The sequence below is a fragment of the Paenibacillus oryzae genome (assembly GCF_001675045.1).
Classification (GTDB): Bacteria; Bacillota; Bacilli; order Paenibacillales; family Paenibacillaceae; genus Pristimantibacillus; species Pristimantibacillus oryzae.
This window is the reverse complement of sequence record NZ_LYPA01000046.1, coordinates 116923-134692: the sequence shown is the minus strand read 5'-3', so window position 1 is coordinate 134692 and position 17770 is coordinate 116923. Positions and strand designations below refer to the sequence as shown.

The following is a 17770-nucleotide window of genomic DNA, read 5'->3' as shown; positions in this document are numbered from 1 at the left end:
TCACAAGTCGGCCTGTGCCGCTGAAGCTCTTTGGTTCAGTTTAGATAGCTTATCGCCTATTCCACCGACTTCAACGATTCAATCATGTTGATGGAGCGGAGCTTGTAATACGTAATCCATTGCATAATCGCTGAAAATAAGACGGTCAGTACGGCGGCAAACGCAAAGCTGAGCCAGTTGATCTTTTTAAACAGAATCAAAGAAGATTGGTCGCTGATGACATCAATAATGTAGCTATGGATGAATATGCCCAGGAGCAATCCGGCTCCAATGCTAAACGCCGTCAAAATGGCAGCCTCGCGATAAATATAGCCATTCGTTTCCCGGTCGAAAAAGCCCAGCACCTTTAAGGTTGCGATTTCCCGTGTCCGTTCGCTTATCGTAATAGACGTTAAATTATAAATAATAATAAACGCCAGCAGCGATGCAACAACTATAATGAGCACAATTACGCCGTTTAAGCTTTTGTTGCTATCCAGCGCTTTTCCTAATATATCGCTGGTAAAGCTGACGTTCAGCACTTGTCCGCTCTCTATCAGCCGCTCCGCCAGCGCTCCCTCATCTCCGGAAAAACGGGATACAACGGCATTATAGGCTGCTTCCTTTTGAAATACGCGCTGGTATTGCTCCTTGCTAAGGAACAAATAATGTCCCGCGTAATTTTCGGCAATGCCGGCAATTTCAAGCGTGTAAGTATGGTTGTCCCGATCCTTGATTTGGATGGAGTCGCCAATTCCGGCATTCCAGACATCCGCTAGTTTGCTTGTAACGATTACGCCTTCCTCTTTACCCTCTTTTTCCATACCGTCCGACGTTGCTTTTTTATCGCCAAGCTTGATTTCATTGCCAGCTGCGGCACTCTTTAAGGAATAATATTCCGAGAAGCGACCTTCATCCCCCGGAACAATCATATAAACCTCAAGAGAACGATCGGGAGCTTCAGACTTAAACGCCGTTTGCTTGATCAGCAAAGGATCAAGCATTTGCTCACGCTCCAGCAGCTGCAGCAGTTCTCCGCCGATGGCTTCGCTTTCCTGCTTCAATATCGCCATATTGCTGTATTTAAAAATTTCTCCGTATTGCTTCTGAACAACTCCGTTCATGCTGTCGCGCAGCCCGAAGCCTACCAAGAGTAGCGCCGTGCAGCCCGCAACGCCAACAATGGTCATAAATCCTCTTTTTTTGTAGCGAAACAGGTTTCGGGCGGTAATTTTCCAGTTAAACGAAAACCTGGACCATAGGAAAGAAATCCGCTCCAGCAAAATGCGCTGTCCCTTTTCCTGAACAGCCGGACGCATCAAGGCAGCCGGTCTCAGCTTTAGCGCTTTGGTGCAAGCAGTCAGCGTGACGGCTGTCATTACGGCCAGAGCTACAGCTAACATAATAGAAAACATCGTCCAGTTGTACCGCGTCTCAAGCGGCGGCAGCACAAACAGGAAATTTTCGTAAACAAGCGGCGGTATTAAGCGGCAGCCTGCCAGAAAACCAACTGTCGCGCCTATTCCCGAAGCTGACAATACATAGAACAGATACGTAGCTGCAATGCTGCCGCTGCTAAAGCCAAGCGAAACAAGCGTGCCAAGCTCCCCTCGTTCTTCCGTAATCATACGGGCCATCGAATTGGACGTCATCAGCATGGCAATTAAAACAAAGAAAAATGGAAAAACGGCTGCTACCGAATCAATAACATCAATGTTGGAGCCTAAGTCATCATAACCAACCACAGCTTCCCGATCCATTACGGTCCAATTGGGATAAGGCATATCCGCTAAGGCCGCATCCTTCATTTCCTGGGGAATAGTTGCCGGAAGAGCCGCTTTCAACTCCTCCAAGCGCGCCTCTTCCCGCTCCCCCTTAATAGAAACAACTTGATCGAAAATGGAACCAACAAGCTCTTTATAAGCCTTGGAATAGGCTGGAGCTTCTCCTTCCTTGGAGGCAATCAAATAAATTTCCGTATAGGCATCCAACAGGAAGTTGTCCGCATTAACAAAAAGATAAGAAGAAAGCTTGCCATCTCCGATCATGCTGCTGCCGTAATCCTCCGACACATAAAGAGCCGAATTTGTTGTTCCAACAACAGTAAACGATGTTTGCTTCAGCTTTCCTTCCACATCGCTGATGATGGAGACTTCATCACCGATTTTATAAACCCGGCTATCCCCAACAGCTTCATTATCACTTTCCGGCAGCCGGCCCTCGACCAGCGAAATGCGGTTAACGTCCGGCTCAATAGCATGTATGCGAATGCTTTTGTCCCGATCCAGCACATCAAGAGAATAGCTCGGTATGGCAGCTTGTACCTTTTTCAATCTGGCCAAAGCCTGAACGTCGCCTTCCGAGAGTCCCGCCGTGCTATAGATTTTTAAATCCATCACTTGCTGCTCGTTGTAGTATTGATCCGCAACCTCGCGTATGCTTGGCGCACTGGACTGAATGCCGGCAAAAAAACCGACGCCCACCATAACGATCATCAAAATAGAAATATAACGCCCAAACGACCTTTTAATTTTAATTAGCGTATTTTTAAATAACAAACCGCTCACCACACAATCTCGTCGGCTTGTTTAGGATTTTCATTTATCGTCATTTCGCTGACCCTGCCGTTTTTCATCCGGATGACTCTGTCCGCCACCTCAGCAATAACAGCGTTATGCGTAATCAGCACTGTCGTCATTCCCATTTCACGGCAGTTTCTTTGAAGTAAGGCAATGATTTTTTGACCAGTTACGCTATCCAGCGCTCCGGTCGGTTCGTCGCATAACAAAAGCTTGGGATTTTTGGCAATCGCTCTTGCGATGGCAACGCGCTGCTGCTCTCCGCCGGAAAGCTGAGACGGAAAGCTGTTTAAGCGGTCATCCAACCCCACCTGCTCCAGAATACTTTTGGGGTCCAGCGAATCGGGGCAAATCTGGCATGCAAGCTCGACATTTTCAAGCGCCGTCAAATTTCCGACCAGGTTGTAAAATTGAAAAACAAAACCGATATCCCATCTGCGGTATTGGACAAGCTCCTTTTTGCCGTATCCTTCAATGGGGTCCCCGTCTACCGTAATGCTGCCGCTGCTGGGGCTGTCCATGCCGCCAAGCAGGTTAAGTACGGTCGTTTTGCCTGCACCCGACGGTCCCAGAATAACAGTCAGTTCGCCTTTTGCCAGTTCGAACGAGCAATCCTCCACCGCAACAATGGAAACATCGCCTTGCTTGAATTCCTTATGCACCTTATCAAATGTAATAAAAGACATCGTTATTCCTCCATCGTTATCCCATCATGTAATTAAACATCATGTTGATTATCTTTCTTTTGTCTATCATAATAGCGATATGAATTGAAAACAATCAGCAGATAAATGCGATATGAAATTTGCCCAACAGATTTGAGAAATGTGTTGGAAAATGTCGAAATTTTATTGGGAACGGAGCTGCTACGCATGAAAAAACAGGACAGGCGTGTTAAATATACCAAAATGATGATACGGGACAGCTTTATCCGTTTTTTAAAGGAAAAGCCCATCTCCAAAATTACGGTTAAGGAAATTTGTTTGGCCGCGGACATAAACCGCGCCACCTTTTATGCCCACTATACCGACCAATACGACTTGCTTCGTCAAATCGAGGATGAAGTAATCAATGACATTACCCAGTATTTGCAGGAATTGCATTTTGAAGACATCGAAAACATTTTAACCAAAGGTATCGAACGAATTTTGGACTATATCGCAAAAAACGGCGAGTTATTCGATCTATTGCTCAACTTTCATGGCAATTTGAAGTTTCAGCAGGATGTCGTCAAGCTGATCGGCGTACGGCACTTTATCCCTGTTTCGGACAGTAACTCCAATGGTCAAAATGATGCCGAATATTTATTCCATTTTCTCGCAAGCGGCGCAATCGGCCTCATCCAGTTGTGGCTGAAGGACGGCATGAAAAAGCCCGCCAAGGATATGGCGGACCTTATATTGAAAGTGGCACTCAACGGACGAAGCGCCTTTATGCTGTAATGCAGCGAGACAACCTATAAAAGCCTGTCCATACGGGGAGGGCCGTCTCTTTTATTTTCTCCAAAAGGTGGTGCAATCGGCCTTGTCTTCAATGTTGAACTGAATCAGCTTGCGAAGCAGGTCGTAATCCATAGGGCGATTCCACTTGAATCGGATCAACAGAGCTGTATGATCATGTCCGGCAGCCTTAAGTTCCTCCAGAAAATGATCCATGCCCGCTTTTTCAGGAGCAACGGCCATATGCTTCGCGGCTGCGCTAAACCCGATAATAAAGGTGTCATGATGAGTAAACATAGGCTGATTCCAGGCAATTTTGGGTGTCAGCTCCGGAAATTGCTCACCAACCCAAGCCAAAATCTCCTCCATTTGAGCCCGATGCGCCGGGTTATCCATTTTATCCAAATACTCTTCAAAAGTGTTCATCCTTCGCCTCCTAACGCAAATAGCTTCCAACAACCTTATTATCCTTATCCTTCTGATATTATAACGGCAGCTATTTATTTCCACAACGCGCGACAAAAAAGAAATTGACATCAAATTAAGCCGATGATATATTGTGCATATACAACATACACAATATTGGAACGGAGGATTTATATGCTGGCCTTAGACATTAAGAAGTTGAATAAAACATACCCGCATTTTCAGCTCAAGGACGTTTCCTTTCAGCTGGAGAAGGGTTATATTATGGGATTTATCGGTTCTAACGGCGCAGGAAAAACAACAACGATTAAATCCATTCTGAATTTGGTCCGTGTCGATAGCGGTGAAATTCATGTGTTTGGCAAGGAGCTGACCCGTAACGAAATTGAATTAAAGCAGGAGATTGGCTCCGCATTTGGAGACACTGATTTTTATACGAGGAGCAAAATCAAAACCTTAACAAATGTGATTAAAACCTTTTACCGTAACTGGGATGATAATGCCTACTACAGCTATTTGAAGCGATTTAATCTGAATGAAAACAAAAAAATAGCCGAGCTGTCGACCGGCATGAAGGTCAAATATAGACTGGCTCTTGCCCTTTCGCATGGCGCCAAGCTTCTTATTCTGGATGAGCCTACCAGCGGTCTTGATCCCGTCGCACGAGATCAGATGCTGGATATTTTTCAGGAGCTTGTACAGGATGGCGAAATCAGCATTCTTTTTTCGACGCACATCACCTCCGACCTGGAAAAATGCGCCGATTTCATTACGTACATCCATAATGGCCAAATCGTGCATAGCTCCGAAAAGGAGCAGTTTATCGATCACTACCGTCTCGTTAACGGCAGAGCGGATCAGCTGGATGGCGTAAAAGACCTTTTGATTTCCTCCAAAAGCAATTCATTCGGCTTTACGGGCCTGATTCACACTAGCGATCTGAAATCCTCCCTGGACTTGAAGTCCAGCATACCCAGTCTGGAGGACATTATGGTATACGTCTCAAAAAAGGAGAACTCCTATGTATAATCTGCTACTAAAGGAATTAAAGCTAGGCGTAAACCCGTTTTTTTATTTCCTTCCTTTCATTACGGGCGCCTTGACGCTGATACCGAGCTGGCTGTATTTTTTTGTCCTGCTTTATTTTTGCTTCATTACGGTTCCCAACCTGTTTGCGGGATACAAAAGCCAAAACGATCTCATCTTTACAAGCATATTGCCTGTCGCCAAAACCAATATTGTAAAAGCAAAAATTTCCGTCGTAGTTATTCTGGAGCTGCTTCATATGGTCATCGCTATCATTTACGGCGTAATCAGCATCTCCTTATATCCAGATATTACCTATTACTTCTTTGCGCCAACCTTCGGCTTTTGGGGATTATGCTTCGTCATGCTGGCTATTTTTAATCTCATTTTTTATCCTATCTATTATAAAACAGCGTACAAATATGGAGTGGCTACGATTGCCTCCATTGCAGCAGCCCTCCTGTTCGCAGGGGGTGCGGAATGGCTCGCCATCCAAAACTCGTTTGTACATGATGTGTTCAAGGGAGCCGGCGCCGACAATTTGCTTCTCCAGCTCTCCATTCTGGCAGCGGGCATTATCATATTTGCGCTATTTACGATTATCGCTTATTATATGTCCATTAAAAGGTTTGAGAAAGTGGAAATATAAATGAACATTGCTATTTCGAACTCGTCCGACAAACCAATATACCAGCAGCTGTTCGAACAGATCAGCGCGCAAATTTTAAAGGGAGAATTGGCAAGCGGATATAGCCTGCCGCCCATTCGTCAGGCCGCAACCGAGCTTCGTGTCAGCATCATTACTGTCAAAAAAGCATGGGAGGAGCTGGAACGGCTAGGCTTGATCGATACCGTAACGGGCAAAGGCTGTTTTGTCGCCGAGCTCACTCCCGACGAAAAGATTCAAATGCGCAATGATATGATTCTTCAGCAAATGAAAGTCGACGCAGCTTATTACAAGTCGTTTGGACTCACTTTGGAGGAAGCTTATAAGCTTTTGAAGGAAATTTATTGAGTTTATTTAAAATGAATGCTTGAAACTATGGATTAATCAAAGCAGAAGCCTTCTTAGTCACCATTCCCTTCATCCATGGCGACCAAGGTGGCTTTTGTCCTTAAGTCTTACTGTTTTACCGTTTTACTGTTTTACTGTTTTACTGTCTTGTTGATTTATTGTCTTGTTGTCTTGTTGTCTTGTTGTCTTGCTGCCTCGTTGTCTTGCTGCCCCACTTTTCTGCTTATTCACCGTTCAAAGTCCATCCTGACTAATACGTCGTACAGAGATTGTGCCACGAGATGGCGAGGCTCCTCCATCCCTTCACCTATCCAGCTTTCCAAAACTCCCATAATGCCCGCAACAAGAAAAATGGCCTCTGTTTGGCTATATGTGCTATTTTCGCCGCTATTTTCATTGACCATTTTTTCCACAAAAAATCGTTTGACCTTCTGCAAGCCCCCGCCTTCTTGCCCGTTGAAATAAAGCCGGATAAACAGCTCCCGGTTGTTTTCCATATACTCTGTTATGTCATCGCTCAGCTTCAACAGGTTTTCTATTTTGTAGCACGGATACGAGGCGTCATATAGTGCCTCAAGATCGCTCATCAGCTCGTTTTCAAGCTGCGCAAACAGGTCATACACATCTCTGTAATGCAAATAAAACGTACCTCTCCCCAAGTCCGCGCCTCGTGAAATTTCAGCTACTGTAATTCGGGAATGAGGCTTTTGCTCCAATAGCTCCAGAAACGTTTTTACAATTGCCCGCTTTGTTTTTTCCGTACGCCTATCCTTCATTTGCTTCCATCCTAACCGTTTTAATAATCTGCATTTTGCCAAAAACTGTTCAGATTTGAACAGAACCGCTTTGATTAACGATTGTTTCGGTCTATCTCTCCCATTATACTCGACACATGTTCATTTATAAACAGCTGTTCATTTTAAATAGGAGGGCAACCTGATGATAACAAAAGTCCTTATTGTCGGCGGATACGGCACTGTCGGAACCGCGCTTTGCGAAATGATTTCAACAAGGCATCCGGACATCCATATCATAATCGGCGGACGCAGCCTAAGCAAAGGACAACTCGCAGCTAGCAAGCTTGTTAACGCAAGCGCCATCAAAATCGACATTCAGGATACCGACCCGTTGGCAAATCTGCCAGCTTTGCCAGAGGCCGTCATCGTGTCGGTTAACGATCAACAGGATCATTTGCTGCGTGCAGCGATTCGCAGAAACATCCCGCTCATCGATATTACCCGCTGGACGGAACGGATTCAGGATGCACGGATTATTGCGGGCATGGAAAGCCCCTGCTCACCCGTTATATTTGCGTCGGGCTGGATGGCCAGCGCAACATCCATCGTTATTGCAGCGGCCCGCGGCAGCATTATTGGCGTCCGCGGCGCTTATGGTGTTCATAGTGTACATGGTGTTCATGGTGCTTATGGTGCTCGTGGCGCTCATGACACTCATGGCGATAAAGACATACTTCCGCTAGATCATATTGAAATCGACATTCTTTTTTCCTTGCAGGATCAAAGCGGCCTGGATTCCGTCACCCATTTTGTCAATTGCCATCAGCCCTTCGATATATGGGAAAATGGTTCTCCTCGTACCGTCAACGGCTTTTCGGATTCCAAAAAAGTAACCTTTAGCGGGAATCGCGTTTATACCTGCCGTCGCTTAAACACTCCAGAGCAAATGACTCTGGCAGAGACCGGACTGGCAAAAGGCATCTCCGTCCGCTTAGCCTTTGACAGCCATATCACAAACACCGCGCTGGCAGCCTTGGTAGGATCAGGAATATGGGCGCGGCTTTCCAAAAAGCGGCGCACCAGCATCCTTCATCGTACGTCCGGCAGCACAAACGCCGCCCATGAGTTTGTGGTAACCGTTCGGAACAAGGATACCTTCTCCACATTTACGGTTATGGACCCCCGTGGTCAAGCCCATTTTACGGCAACCAGCACATTTGGACAACTGGAAAGGCTTTTGGGGCTAAACGGAAGAATTCCGTCGAAGCCGGGCATCAGCTTTCCAGAGGAAGCCATCGATGTCCGCAGAGACATCGAAGCTATGGAATCCTTTGGCGTGCGTTTTTCCTGTGCAGCAAAGGCTCGGAAGAACTTCTCACACGTCGGCCCGCGCCGCTGAAACTCTTTTGTTCAACTTATATAGTAAAAAATAATTGTATTTAAAATATCCCATTTCATCTTACAGTGTTTGGAAATATAATAGAGGAGTGTTGACAAGTCACGCGAACAGCAAATCTATTTGTTGAAAGGCGGAATCCAAATTGTTATACGCTCCAGGGCACGTTGATTGTTTACCGGAAGAGGTCGGATACGACGCTTCCCGAGTTGATGTATTGCACGCTCACTTCCAGAAGCTGATGGATCAGAAAAAAATCCAGTCGGCATCCTATTGTATTTCCCGCTATGGAAAAATATTTATGCACGGAGCCGTTGGTCCTCTCTCCTTCCGGGGCGGCGACGAGCCGCTGCTGCCAACAACCGCTCACCGTGTAGCTTCTATTACCAAAGCTATCGTTACGGTTGCAATCGCCAAGCTGGTAGAGGACGGCATGCTCCGTCTGGACAATCCGGTGGGTCTCTTTTTGCCCCAGTTTAATGCCGATCCTTTTAATAAAATAGACCTCTACAGCCTGCTGACTCATACATCCGGCTTGCATCCCGATTGCGCGAGCAGCCTCATTCCCCATCATCAATCTTATTGGGACCGGATTGGCCGCTACTTTGAAACATATGACCCTGCCGATGGCGAGCTTGACTGGATTTCAGCAGCGTTGGGCGGCGGTTTGAGCAAGAAGGTTGGCGAGGAGTGGCAATATTGCTCCTTTGGATTTTGCATTCTTGGTGAAGTCATTAAGAAAGTAACAGGTGTTGGCGCAGAGCAATACGTCGAGGAGCAAATCCTTAAACCGCTTGGAATGCAGGACAGCATGTTCCAGCTGACTCCCCAATTGGCCAGCCGATTTATTATTCGCAGCGAACGGCAAGAGCAGCGCTTAAAGGATATTATTGAAGGCAAACAAGCCGAGGCTTCACCCGCCGAGAAGCTTTGGGAAAACATCCCTTCCACTGGCGGAGGCTTGTCTTCGACCCCGGCAGACCTGATCCGGTTCGCCAATATGACGCTGGGCATGGGCAAGCTGGGAGAAACGCGAATTTTGGGCCGCAAAACCGTTGAAAAGTTTACAACGCGCGCTTTATATAATACGCCTGATTATTGCTGGGGCAGCAACAACCCTGACAGAAGCTACGGCATAGGCTTTGATATGCGAAGGGGCTCGGCCTTCCTCTATTCGCCTACTAGCTACAGCCATGAAGGCGCAGGAGCCTGCTCCATGATTATGGACCCCACCGAGCAGCTGGCCGCGGTCTGGTTTGTTCCGTTTATGGATGATAACTGGCATGACGAAGCTATCTTTAATGTCACCAATATTATTTGGTCCGGTCTGCAATAGACCTATTTAAAAGCGGATTAACACAGAAGCTTCCTTTCGATCCATAGCCAAAAAGAAAACCCCCAAAATGCCGCGCGCAATAACGGCTTTTCTGGGGGTTGCTTTTAGGTTGAGGAGCTGCTTAATTGCAAGGCCCTGCTTGCCACGAACGGACAAGCGGAAGCGGAGCTTGTGACCTTCTCTCTAGGCTTGTGGCCTTCTCTCTAACAGCGTATTTATATCCCGATTTCCCGCATTTTGGCGGCAACGGCCTCTACTCTTTCATCCAATCGTTCGCCTTTGAATTTGGGCAATGCCATTTCGCTAGCGATTTTTCCATCTAGCATAAACAAAATACGTTCCGATTTGGCCGCCACAATCGCATCATGCGTCACCAGCAATATCGCGGTTCCGTCCTCATTGATTTCCGCTAGAATATCCATAATTTCCGCAGCGGTTTTGGAATTAAGCGCTCCTGTTGGCTCATCGCCGAAAATAATGTTCGGATTTCCCATTAACGCCCTGCATATGCCCGCACGCTGAAGCTGTCCACCCGACACCTGCGTAAGATCGCGCTCCTCCAAGCCCTCAATGCCTGCTTTTTTCATCAGGCCTTTAGCCCGTTCCGTCAGCTTTGCCGTATGTTTGGCATTGCCCCGCACCGAGGGTAAAATAATGTTGTCCAAAATATTCAAATTAGACAGCAAAGCGGCTTTCTGAAAAACAAACCCCATCTCCGTCCGCCGAAGATCAGCCAGCTCATTGTCCTTCAACGACGATAAATCCTTACCGTCAAAAGACACCTTGCCGCTATCGGCGCCATCCATGCCGCTCAGCACAAACAGCAGCGTTGATTTTCCCGAGCCGGACGGCCCCATAACCGTCACAAACTCCCCTTTGTTAATTTCCACGGACACATCGTCAAGAACGTTGCGTTTTTCATCGCCTGCGCCAAAGGATTTTACAAGATGACTAGCTTGAATTATTTTCATAGTTTACTCCTTTATATGATCCGCGATCACGATTTTTCCCGTTCCCGATGTGCCGATGAGAGTTGCAAGCAGAACTGCGCCCACCATCATAACCGGCAATAATAAATAGGTAGACAACGTATTGATTTCAAACGAAAACGTGGAGGCTCCAAGCGAAGAAATGACTCCGCCCGCTAGCGCTTCGCCAAGCGTTCCGGACAACAGGGTACCGATCACAATTCCCAGAACCAGGACAAAGATGGACCGGGAAGCATATTGCGACATGATATCCTTATTCGTAAAACCAATGGCCTTCATTATGGCAATCGAACCTCTGTCCTTGGCGACAAGCATTTTCATAAACAGCAGCGTGACGAGCACCATAACGGCCAGCGCAACGGCAACCGCCGCCTTGGAGGCTGTACCAACGGAGCTGATTGTTGAACCAAACGTTTGAGAGGCGAATTGGTCAATATCCGATACCTTGGCAAAAGAAAACGTTCGTCCATACTCCGCTACCTTGGCTGCAACCATCGACTTATCCGAAAGCTCTGCACTAACGACGCTCCACATCGTGTCCGCTGAATCGTCTGAGAACACCGCCTTTGCCGTTTTGCCGCCATTGGTCACATCGGAATAGATGCCTGATACCGTCAACGATTGTTCTTTACCGGCAATGACCAGCGTAATAGTGTCGCCCACCTCTTTGACCAGCTCCTTGGCGTTCAGCGAAGAAAGAGCAATTTCACTCTCAGTAACAGGCGCTTTGCCGCTGGCATAATTCAAAGGAAATACTGAATGGTTGCCAAGCTCGACCTTTATTCGTTCCTCCGTGCCTCCATCCATTTTGGCATAAAAGGTTTTGGTCGTAAGCACGACATATCGGGATATCGAGGAGTCGACCTTCATCACGGCCGCTATTTCATTCGCTTTGTCGGCAATACGATCGGTTTGCTGAATATCAATGCGAATATCGCTTTGCCCGATGCCCAAATAAGCAATAAACCCTTTGGAGGAAATCGTATGATGCAGATTTTGCGGTACAATCATAATAAAAGTAGCAATAACAAGCACCGACAGCATGGTGGCATAAATGCCTTTTCTGGAAAGAACGTCCTTGATGCCGAGGAAAATATTGCTGTCCATCCATCTGTTCCTGCTAAGACGGACACGTTTGAAGCCAGCCTTTTTTTCCTGGGATGCGCCAAAGCGCAAGGCCTCCGAGGCGGAAAGCCGCCGGAAACGCCTCAACACCCCGGACACAAAACCAACGATAGCCAGAAAAACAAGCGTTACGCCGAGCAATCCAAACCAAATGGCAAGGCTGGCATGTTTGCTTTCGCCCATATACAGCCGGACGTTTTCAAGCAGCGTCCCCCTGAACAAAAAGGATAAGGCAAAGCCGAGTATGCTGCCCGCTGCGGCAATGGCCGCGTATTTAGCCAAATATATTTTTTTGATGTCCGACAACCGCAATCCGATCGCCTTCATGACGCCGATTTCACGGTAATCGTCCTCGATTTTTGCCAGCAGCGTAAAGCGAATGCACATCATCGCAATAGCTACAACAAGCAGGCTGACCATACAAATAACGGCAATCATGATTCCGTCGGAAATCGCGTTAAGCATTTTGAACAAGGGATACGTTAACGCCGGCCCGTTGGCTTCAAGCTTCGCTGCGGTATAGGCCGCTTCAAGCTCGCTAACCTGAGAGGAGTCCTGAAGCCGGAATTCGATCAAATATTCCGTAGTTCCGTACTTTTCAAGCTCGGCATAATCCTCCTTGCTCACCAGAAATCTTTTGGAAGAGGCCAGGAGCGAATTCATCTGAGAATCCCGTAAAAATCCGGCAACAACAAGCTCCTTGCCGTGCACCTCAACAATGTCGCCGATTTTTGCAGTGCCATCCTTCATATATGCAATCGGTACGTATACCTCTCCGGCAGAGGGTTGAATGACATTCCCTTCCAGATCCAGCAAATAATCAAAAGAATCGCTTTGGGTGGCAAAGCCGTTATCCTGAACGCTGCCGCTTAGGGAGCTCCCGCCGATGACTATCCGCGCGCTGTCCACATTGAGAAATTCAGCGGCCTGGAACGCCTCCACTTGAAATTTGTCCCGCCCCGCATCTCCTTGCGCAAAAGCCTCCAGTCGAGGCAGATCAATGTCACCGGCATGCATTTGCAAAAAATGAGGCGTTTTGGATTGCGTCATTAGATTATCGATCGCACCCGCAAGATTAACGGCGAGTATGGCTGCCAGCGAAACCAGCATGGCTGCCGCCGCGACAAAAATCGTCGTTGTTACCGTGATGAGCTTGCTCTTCGCCATATCCTTACGTATAATTCTAAAAAACATGGTTACGCTTCACCTCTTTCCGTTTCACATTTATACTTCATTGTGCGGTACTTTTCCGCTTCGTTGAGCTGTTTCATTTCCCCACTTTTTTGAACGGTTTCATTTTTCACTACATTATTACACTTTATTTAGTAGCGCCGCCGCTTTCTTTCTGAAATAGAGGCATAATATGGGACAGAAGGCTCCCGCTTTTGGTGCCAAGCAATCTCTCTACATTGAATATAAATGCCTGGATTCGTGTAGCTCTCTCCTCTTCCGCTATTTCAATCATCTGCTCATCAAAAATAACATTAGCGTAAACAATAACCATTTCCATACATTCATGAGGATAGGGCGTTTCGTAAACGCCTTGCTGAATGCCCTCGCGAATAATGTCCGCCAGAATAGGAGTTACGCCGCCGATGACGGCCTTCTGAATTTTTTGATGCATCAGCGCGTTTTGAGGCTTGTGAATATGCTCCATAATTTCCTTGTCGCTATCGCCGCCGCCCAGATTCATGGCCAAAACGACGCGGGTAATGCGTTCGTTGACAGGAATGCTCTGGTCTGATGCAATTTGTTTTGCAGCATCCAGCAAGCGGACATTGTAACGCTCAATCAAAGCATCCATGATGTCCTCTTTTGACTTAAAGTGATAATACAGCGTTCCCCGGGCGATACCCACCATCTTCAAAATATCGTTAGTGGTGGTGCCGTCAAAGCCCTTTTCTCCAAAAAGCTTATCCGCCGCATCCAGAATTTCGTTTCTTCGTTCTTCCGGTTCTTTTGTAACTCTCATCTCATAACTCCTTTTCATCGACCGACTGCCTGTCTATAATGTAGAGTAACATACGCAAAAAGTCAAGAGGATTGGTTGGTTTACAGGTTGAAGCGCTCTCGATGTTGTGCTAAACTGTAAGCAACTTTAAGAATAGGAGCTGAGGCGAATAATGTAAACTTCTTGCTTGCTAAGCGTTTAAAAGATAAAACATATGCTGTTTTATTTTTTGCGAGCAAGAAAGTTACTTATTCTCTTCACTCAACGTGTATACAAGGCTGTTCCATTAGATGTTATGGGACAGTTGTATCTGTTTGGGCTACAAGAAGGGTAACTTTCTTGTAGCCCATTTTTTTTGAAGGGGGACTATCCATGTCTTTAATCAATGTCGCCAACCTTACCTTCGCTTACGAAGACAGCTACGACAACATCTTTGAAAATGTCAGTTTTCAAATCAATACCGATTGGAAGTTAGGCTTTACGGGAAGAAACGGCCGAGGCAAAACAACCATTCTTAATCTGCTGCTCGGGAAATACGAATACAGCGGCAACATATCCGCAGATGTCAGCTTTGACTATTTCCCTTTTCAGGTCAAGAACAAGGACGCCAACACCTTGGATGTAGTTGATGAAATCTATTCCGGCTATGAATATTGGCAGCTTTCAAGAGAGCTATCGCTATTGAAGGTATCGGAGGATGTGTTGTACCGCCCATTTGCTTCAATGTCCAACGGTGAGCAAACAAAGGTTTTATTAGCAACGCTTTTTTTAAAAGAAAACAACTTCCTGCTTATTGACGAACCAACCAATCACCTCGATATTCATGCAAGAAAGCTGGTCAGCGATTACCTGAAGTCCAAAAGCGGTTTTATTCTGGTATCCCATGACCGCGCCTTTTTGGATAATTGCATAGATCATATTCTGTCCATTAACAAGACGCAAATTGAAATCCAGAGGGGCAATTATTCGGATTGGTGGGAAAATAAGCAACGGCAGGATCACTATGAGCTGACTGAAAATGAAAAGCTGAAAAAGGATATTAAAAGACTTTCCGATGCGGCAAAAAGAACGAACAAATGGTCACATGAGGTTGAAAAATCTAAAAATGGTTCGCGTAACTCCGGCTCCAAAATCGACAAAGGATATGTCGGGCACAAGGCCGCAAAAATGATGAAGCGTTCCAAATCCATTGAACAACGGCAGCAATCCGCTATTGAAGAAAGCTCCAAGCTTTTAAAAAATATTGAAAGCACGGAAAGCTTGAAGCTGGCCCAGCTGGCGTATCACAAAACGCAAATGCTTGCATTGGAAAATGTTGCGGTCAGCTATGGCGGGAATACCGTTTGCAGCGGCGTATCGTTCACCGTCGAGCAAGGAGATCGCATAGCACTGACAGGCAAAAACGGCTCCGGAAAAACGAGCATACTAAAGCTTATTCTTGGCGAGGAAATTCCCTACAGCGGAGTTTTTCGTAAAGGGAGCCAGTTGAAGATTTCTTATGTTTCACAAGACACCTCGCAGCTTTATGGGGATTTGGTCGATTATGCCCATGACAACCGAATTGACGTGAGCTTGTTTAAAGCCATTTTAAGAAAGCTTGATTTTTCACGCCTGCAGTTTGAAAAGGACATCTCTTCATTTAGCGGAGGGCAAAAAAAGAAGGTGTTGATTGCAAAAAGCCTTTGCGAAAGCGCCCATCTTCATGTTTGGGATGAACCCTTGAATTTTATTGATGTTTTTTCACGCATGCAAATTGAGGAATTGCTGCTGGAGTATTCGCCAACCCTGCTTTTTGTCGAGCATGATCGCGAATTTCAAACGAAGGTTGCCAGCAAAGTTGTCGAGCTGTAAGTGAACGCTTAACTCGTTAGGAGGAGAATAACCTTGTTTGACATCGTAGATGTTTATGTGGACCGTGCTTGTCCATTATCGCGGTTCACAACAAATACCCTTTTAATAACAAAACCGCTTTGGCCCGGTCGTTAGTGCCGATTTTGGCGTAAATGTCGCTTAAATAGTTTTTGACTGTGCCTTGAGTCAGATGAAGCTTCCCGGCAATCTCCTTTGAATTAAGCCCCTCCACAAGCAGCCGCGCCAGCTCGCGCTCTCTCGGAGTCAGCTCAAACGCCCCGCTCCCCTTCTCAAACCGGGCATTTTGGCTGCGGGCAGTAAGGGCAAGCTTGCGGGCCACTTTGCCAGTCAGCAGCAAGTTGCCGGTCATTGCCTCGTGGATAGCTGACGCAAGCTTCTCACCGTCGATGTCCTTGAGCAAATAACCCGATGCCCCGTTGCTTAACGCTTCTATAATATAGACATCGTCATCAAAGGTCGTCAAAATTAAAACGACGATGCCAGGATAACGGTCCAGGACAGCTTCGGTAGCCTTCACCCCGCCCATGCCCGGCATTCGGATATCCATCAGAATAACGTCAGGAACAACGTTTTGGAGGGATTGAAGTCTTTGCAATGCTTCAAGCGCTTCTTCTCCGCTTTCAGCCGTCCCCACAACCTCCATATCGGGACGCAGGGACAGCAGCGTTTCCAATCCCTCCAGCATCAGCCGTTGATCGTCCACCAGCAATACGCTGATTTTTTGTCCATCGTTCATTGTTCGCTCCCCCTCGCCACCGGCATTTGAATATGCAGGGCAAATCCCTCCATTGGTCCGCTTTGCACGCTCATTCTCCCGCCGATTGCCGTAATTCTTTCTTCTATTGCATGTAATCCGAAGCCATATACAACTCCGTCGCTTCCTCTGCCGTTATCCTTCACACTCACAAAAATGGCCTCTTGCCTCTCCTCAATAGTAACGCCAATTGCGTCTGCGCGACCATGCTTTATCGCGTTGGTGATTGCTTCCTTGATCGAGTTGATCAACACATATTCCTGAAGAGACAGCAGCGGAGAGGAAAGCACTAGCTGCAATGAAAATTGAACGCCTGTTTGCTCCGCCGTATCCCGCAGCATTTTCTCTATATGTTCTTTAAATCCGCGCCCCTCGTTACCGCCATTGTCCTTTAAAGCTCTAGCGACCTGCCGTATATTGCCAAGCCCTTCCTTCAATTGCTCGCGCGCTACCGTAATTTTGCGGCGCGCTTCCTCCGGCCTGGCATCCATAAGCAAGCCGGCTCCTTCCAGAGCTACAATTGCCGTTGTCAACGTATGCCCCACCGTGTCATGAACCTCTTCCGCAATACGCGCCCTCTCCTTGAATACCGCCAGCTCCTCCTTCGTTTTGGCCTCCTGGATCAAAGCTTCATTTAACCGGAGCGTCGCATCTCTCCCGTTAAGCAGCAGCTTTGTGCTCCAGATCGGAAGAACCAGGCATGTATAGCTCAGCAAATAAAACGCATGCTGCCACACATCCCTCCCGTTCTCCGGCCATGCAAAAAGATAAGCAACAAATCCGGCATAAGCAAAAGGCAATGCGTACCATGACTTGTAATTCAGCAAAATATCCGCAGCAAAAATAACAAAAACAATGCTTTCAATTTCGGTCCCGCTTCGTAAAAATAGAATAAACAGCAACACGATTTCAACAATTGGGGAGTACGCCGCAATAAGGTGAAGCCTGGGACGCTTTAGTATATAGCCGGAATGCCTAAAAAAATAAAGGCCGATCAACCCTGCCGCTATGACCAACCCACGATAGTGGGACAACACAAGGTAAAGCAGCAGCAGGCTCACATAGGCTGCGGTCAAACCATAAAAGAAAATCCGCGACAGCTTTTGATTGCTGAGCGTTTGAACTGCTGAAACCGGCATGACACCA

16 protein-coding genes are annotated in these 17770 nt (G+C 46.8%); 7 read left to right on the top strand and 9 right to left on the bottom strand.

The genetic code is table 11. From position 1 onward, the window contains the following. Positions 1-56: 56 nt before the first annotated feature. On the bottom strand, positions 57-2546 hold the full coding sequence (locus A7K91_RS09020; protein WP_211274514.1) for an ABC transporter permease: 2490 nt from the start codon (positions 2544-2546) through the stop codon (positions 57-59). Then, positions 2543-3244 (bottom strand): ABC transporter ATP-binding protein, encoded by a 702-nt coding sequence (locus A7K91_RS09015; RefSeq protein ID WP_068681837.1) that lies wholly within the window; start codon positions 3242-3244, stop codon positions 2543-2545. The genes A7K91_RS09020 and A7K91_RS09015 overlap by 4 nt, the downstream gene beginning before the upstream one ends. 186 nt (positions 3245-3430) lie before the next feature. Here A7K91_RS09015 and A7K91_RS09010 point away from each other — a divergent pair, with 186 nt between their 5' ends. After that, positions 3431-4000: a TetR/AcrR family transcriptional regulator gene (locus A7K91_RS09010; protein WP_068681881.1), complete on the top strand. Its 570-nt coding sequence runs from the start codon at positions 3431-3433 to the stop codon at positions 3998-4000. A gap of 51 nt (positions 4001-4051) precedes the next feature. Here A7K91_RS09010 and A7K91_RS09005 read toward each other — a convergent pair whose 3' ends face one another. Continuing rightward, a complete protein-coding gene (locus A7K91_RS09005) occupies positions 4052-4423 on the bottom strand; it encodes an iron chaperone (protein WP_068681835.1) in 372 nt (123 codons plus the stop codon). Between the two features lie 174 nt (positions 4424-4597). Between A7K91_RS09005 and A7K91_RS09000 the strand changes: the two genes are divergently transcribed. From A7K91_RS09000 to A7K91_RS08990, 3 genes are read left to right on the top strand one after another with little or no spacing between them, the layout of a single operon-like run. Continuing rightward, positions 4598-5452, top strand: coding sequence for an ABC transporter ATP-binding protein (locus A7K91_RS09000; protein ID WP_068681833.1), 855 nt, complete (start codon positions 4598-4600; stop codon positions 5450-5452). Beyond that, positions 5445-6098, top strand: a complete 654-nt coding sequence (locus A7K91_RS08995; RefSeq protein WP_068681831.1) for an ABC-2 transporter permease — start codon at positions 5445-5447, stop codon at positions 6096-6098. The genes A7K91_RS09000 and A7K91_RS08995 overlap by 8 nt, the downstream gene beginning before the upstream one ends. After that, entirely contained in the window at positions 6099-6464 is a 366-nt protein-coding gene (locus A7K91_RS08990; protein ID WP_068681829.1) for a GntR family transcriptional regulator, read from the top strand. It begins immediately after the preceding gene. Between the two features lie 227 nt (positions 6465-6691). Here the strand turns inward: A7K91_RS08990 and A7K91_RS08985 are convergent, their stop codons facing one another. Beyond that, on the bottom strand, positions 6692-7240 hold the full coding sequence (locus A7K91_RS08985) for a TetR/AcrR family transcriptional regulator (protein ID WP_068681827.1): 549 nt from the start codon (positions 7238-7240) through the stop codon (positions 6692-6694). A gap of 163 nt (positions 7241-7403) precedes the next feature. Here A7K91_RS08985 and A7K91_RS08980 point away from each other — a divergent pair, with 163 nt between their 5' ends. Both A7K91_RS08980 and A7K91_RS08975 read left to right on the top strand, forming a co-directional pair. Further along, a complete protein-coding gene (locus tag A7K91_RS08980; RefSeq protein ID WP_068681824.1) occupies positions 7404-8600 on the top strand; it encodes a saccharopine dehydrogenase NADP-binding domain-containing protein in 1197 nt (398 codons plus the stop codon). 142 nt (positions 8601-8742) lie between these two features. Continuing rightward, the gene (locus tag A7K91_RS08975) at positions 8743-9933 is read left to right on the top strand and encodes a serine hydrolase domain-containing protein (RefSeq protein ID WP_068681822.1); all 1191 of its coding nucleotides are present in this window, start codon (positions 8743-8745) and stop codon (positions 9931-9933) included. A gap of 215 nt (positions 9934-10148) precedes the next feature. On the opposite strand, the gene A7K91_RS08970 is transcribed toward A7K91_RS08975, so the two are convergent. From A7K91_RS08970 to A7K91_RS08960, 3 genes are all read right to left on the bottom strand, one after another. Beyond that, positions 10149-10904, bottom strand: a complete 756-nt coding sequence (locus A7K91_RS08970) for an ABC transporter ATP-binding protein (RefSeq protein ID WP_068681820.1) — start codon at positions 10902-10904, stop codon at positions 10149-10151. Positions 10905-10907: 3 nt separating this feature from the next. Next, positions 10908-13241, bottom strand: coding sequence for an ABC transporter permease (locus A7K91_RS08965; protein WP_068681818.1), 2334 nt, complete (start codon positions 13239-13241; stop codon positions 10908-10910). Between the two features lie 124 nt (positions 13242-13365). Beyond that, complete coding sequence (locus A7K91_RS08960) at positions 13366-14019, bottom strand: TetR/AcrR family transcriptional regulator (protein ID WP_068681816.1); 654 nt, start codon at positions 14017-14019, stop codon at positions 13366-13368. Positions 14020-14370: 351 nt separating this feature from the next. Here A7K91_RS08960 and A7K91_RS08955 point away from each other — a divergent pair, with 351 nt between their 5' ends. After that, the gene (locus tag A7K91_RS08955) at positions 14371-15849 is read left to right on the top strand and encodes an Lsa family ABC-F type ribosomal protection protein (RefSeq protein WP_068681814.1); all 1479 of its coding nucleotides are present in this window, start codon (positions 14371-14373) and stop codon (positions 15847-15849) included. A gap of 85 nt (positions 15850-15934) precedes the next feature. Here A7K91_RS08955 and A7K91_RS08950 read toward each other — a convergent pair whose 3' ends face one another. Together A7K91_RS08950 and A7K91_RS08945 are read right to left on the bottom strand one after the other, a co-directional pair. Continuing rightward, positions 15935-16606 carry a response regulator transcription factor gene (locus A7K91_RS08950; RefSeq protein WP_068681812.1) on the bottom strand — a complete coding sequence of 224 codons (672 nt, stop codon included), beginning with the start codon at positions 16604-16606 and terminating at the stop codon, positions 15935-15937. Next, a complete protein-coding gene (locus tag A7K91_RS08945) occupies positions 16603-17763 on the bottom strand; it encodes a sensor histidine kinase (protein WP_068681810.1) in 1161 nt (386 codons plus the stop codon). The genes A7K91_RS08950 and A7K91_RS08945 overlap by 4 nt, the downstream gene beginning before the upstream one ends. Positions 17764-17770 lie beyond the last annotated feature (7 nt).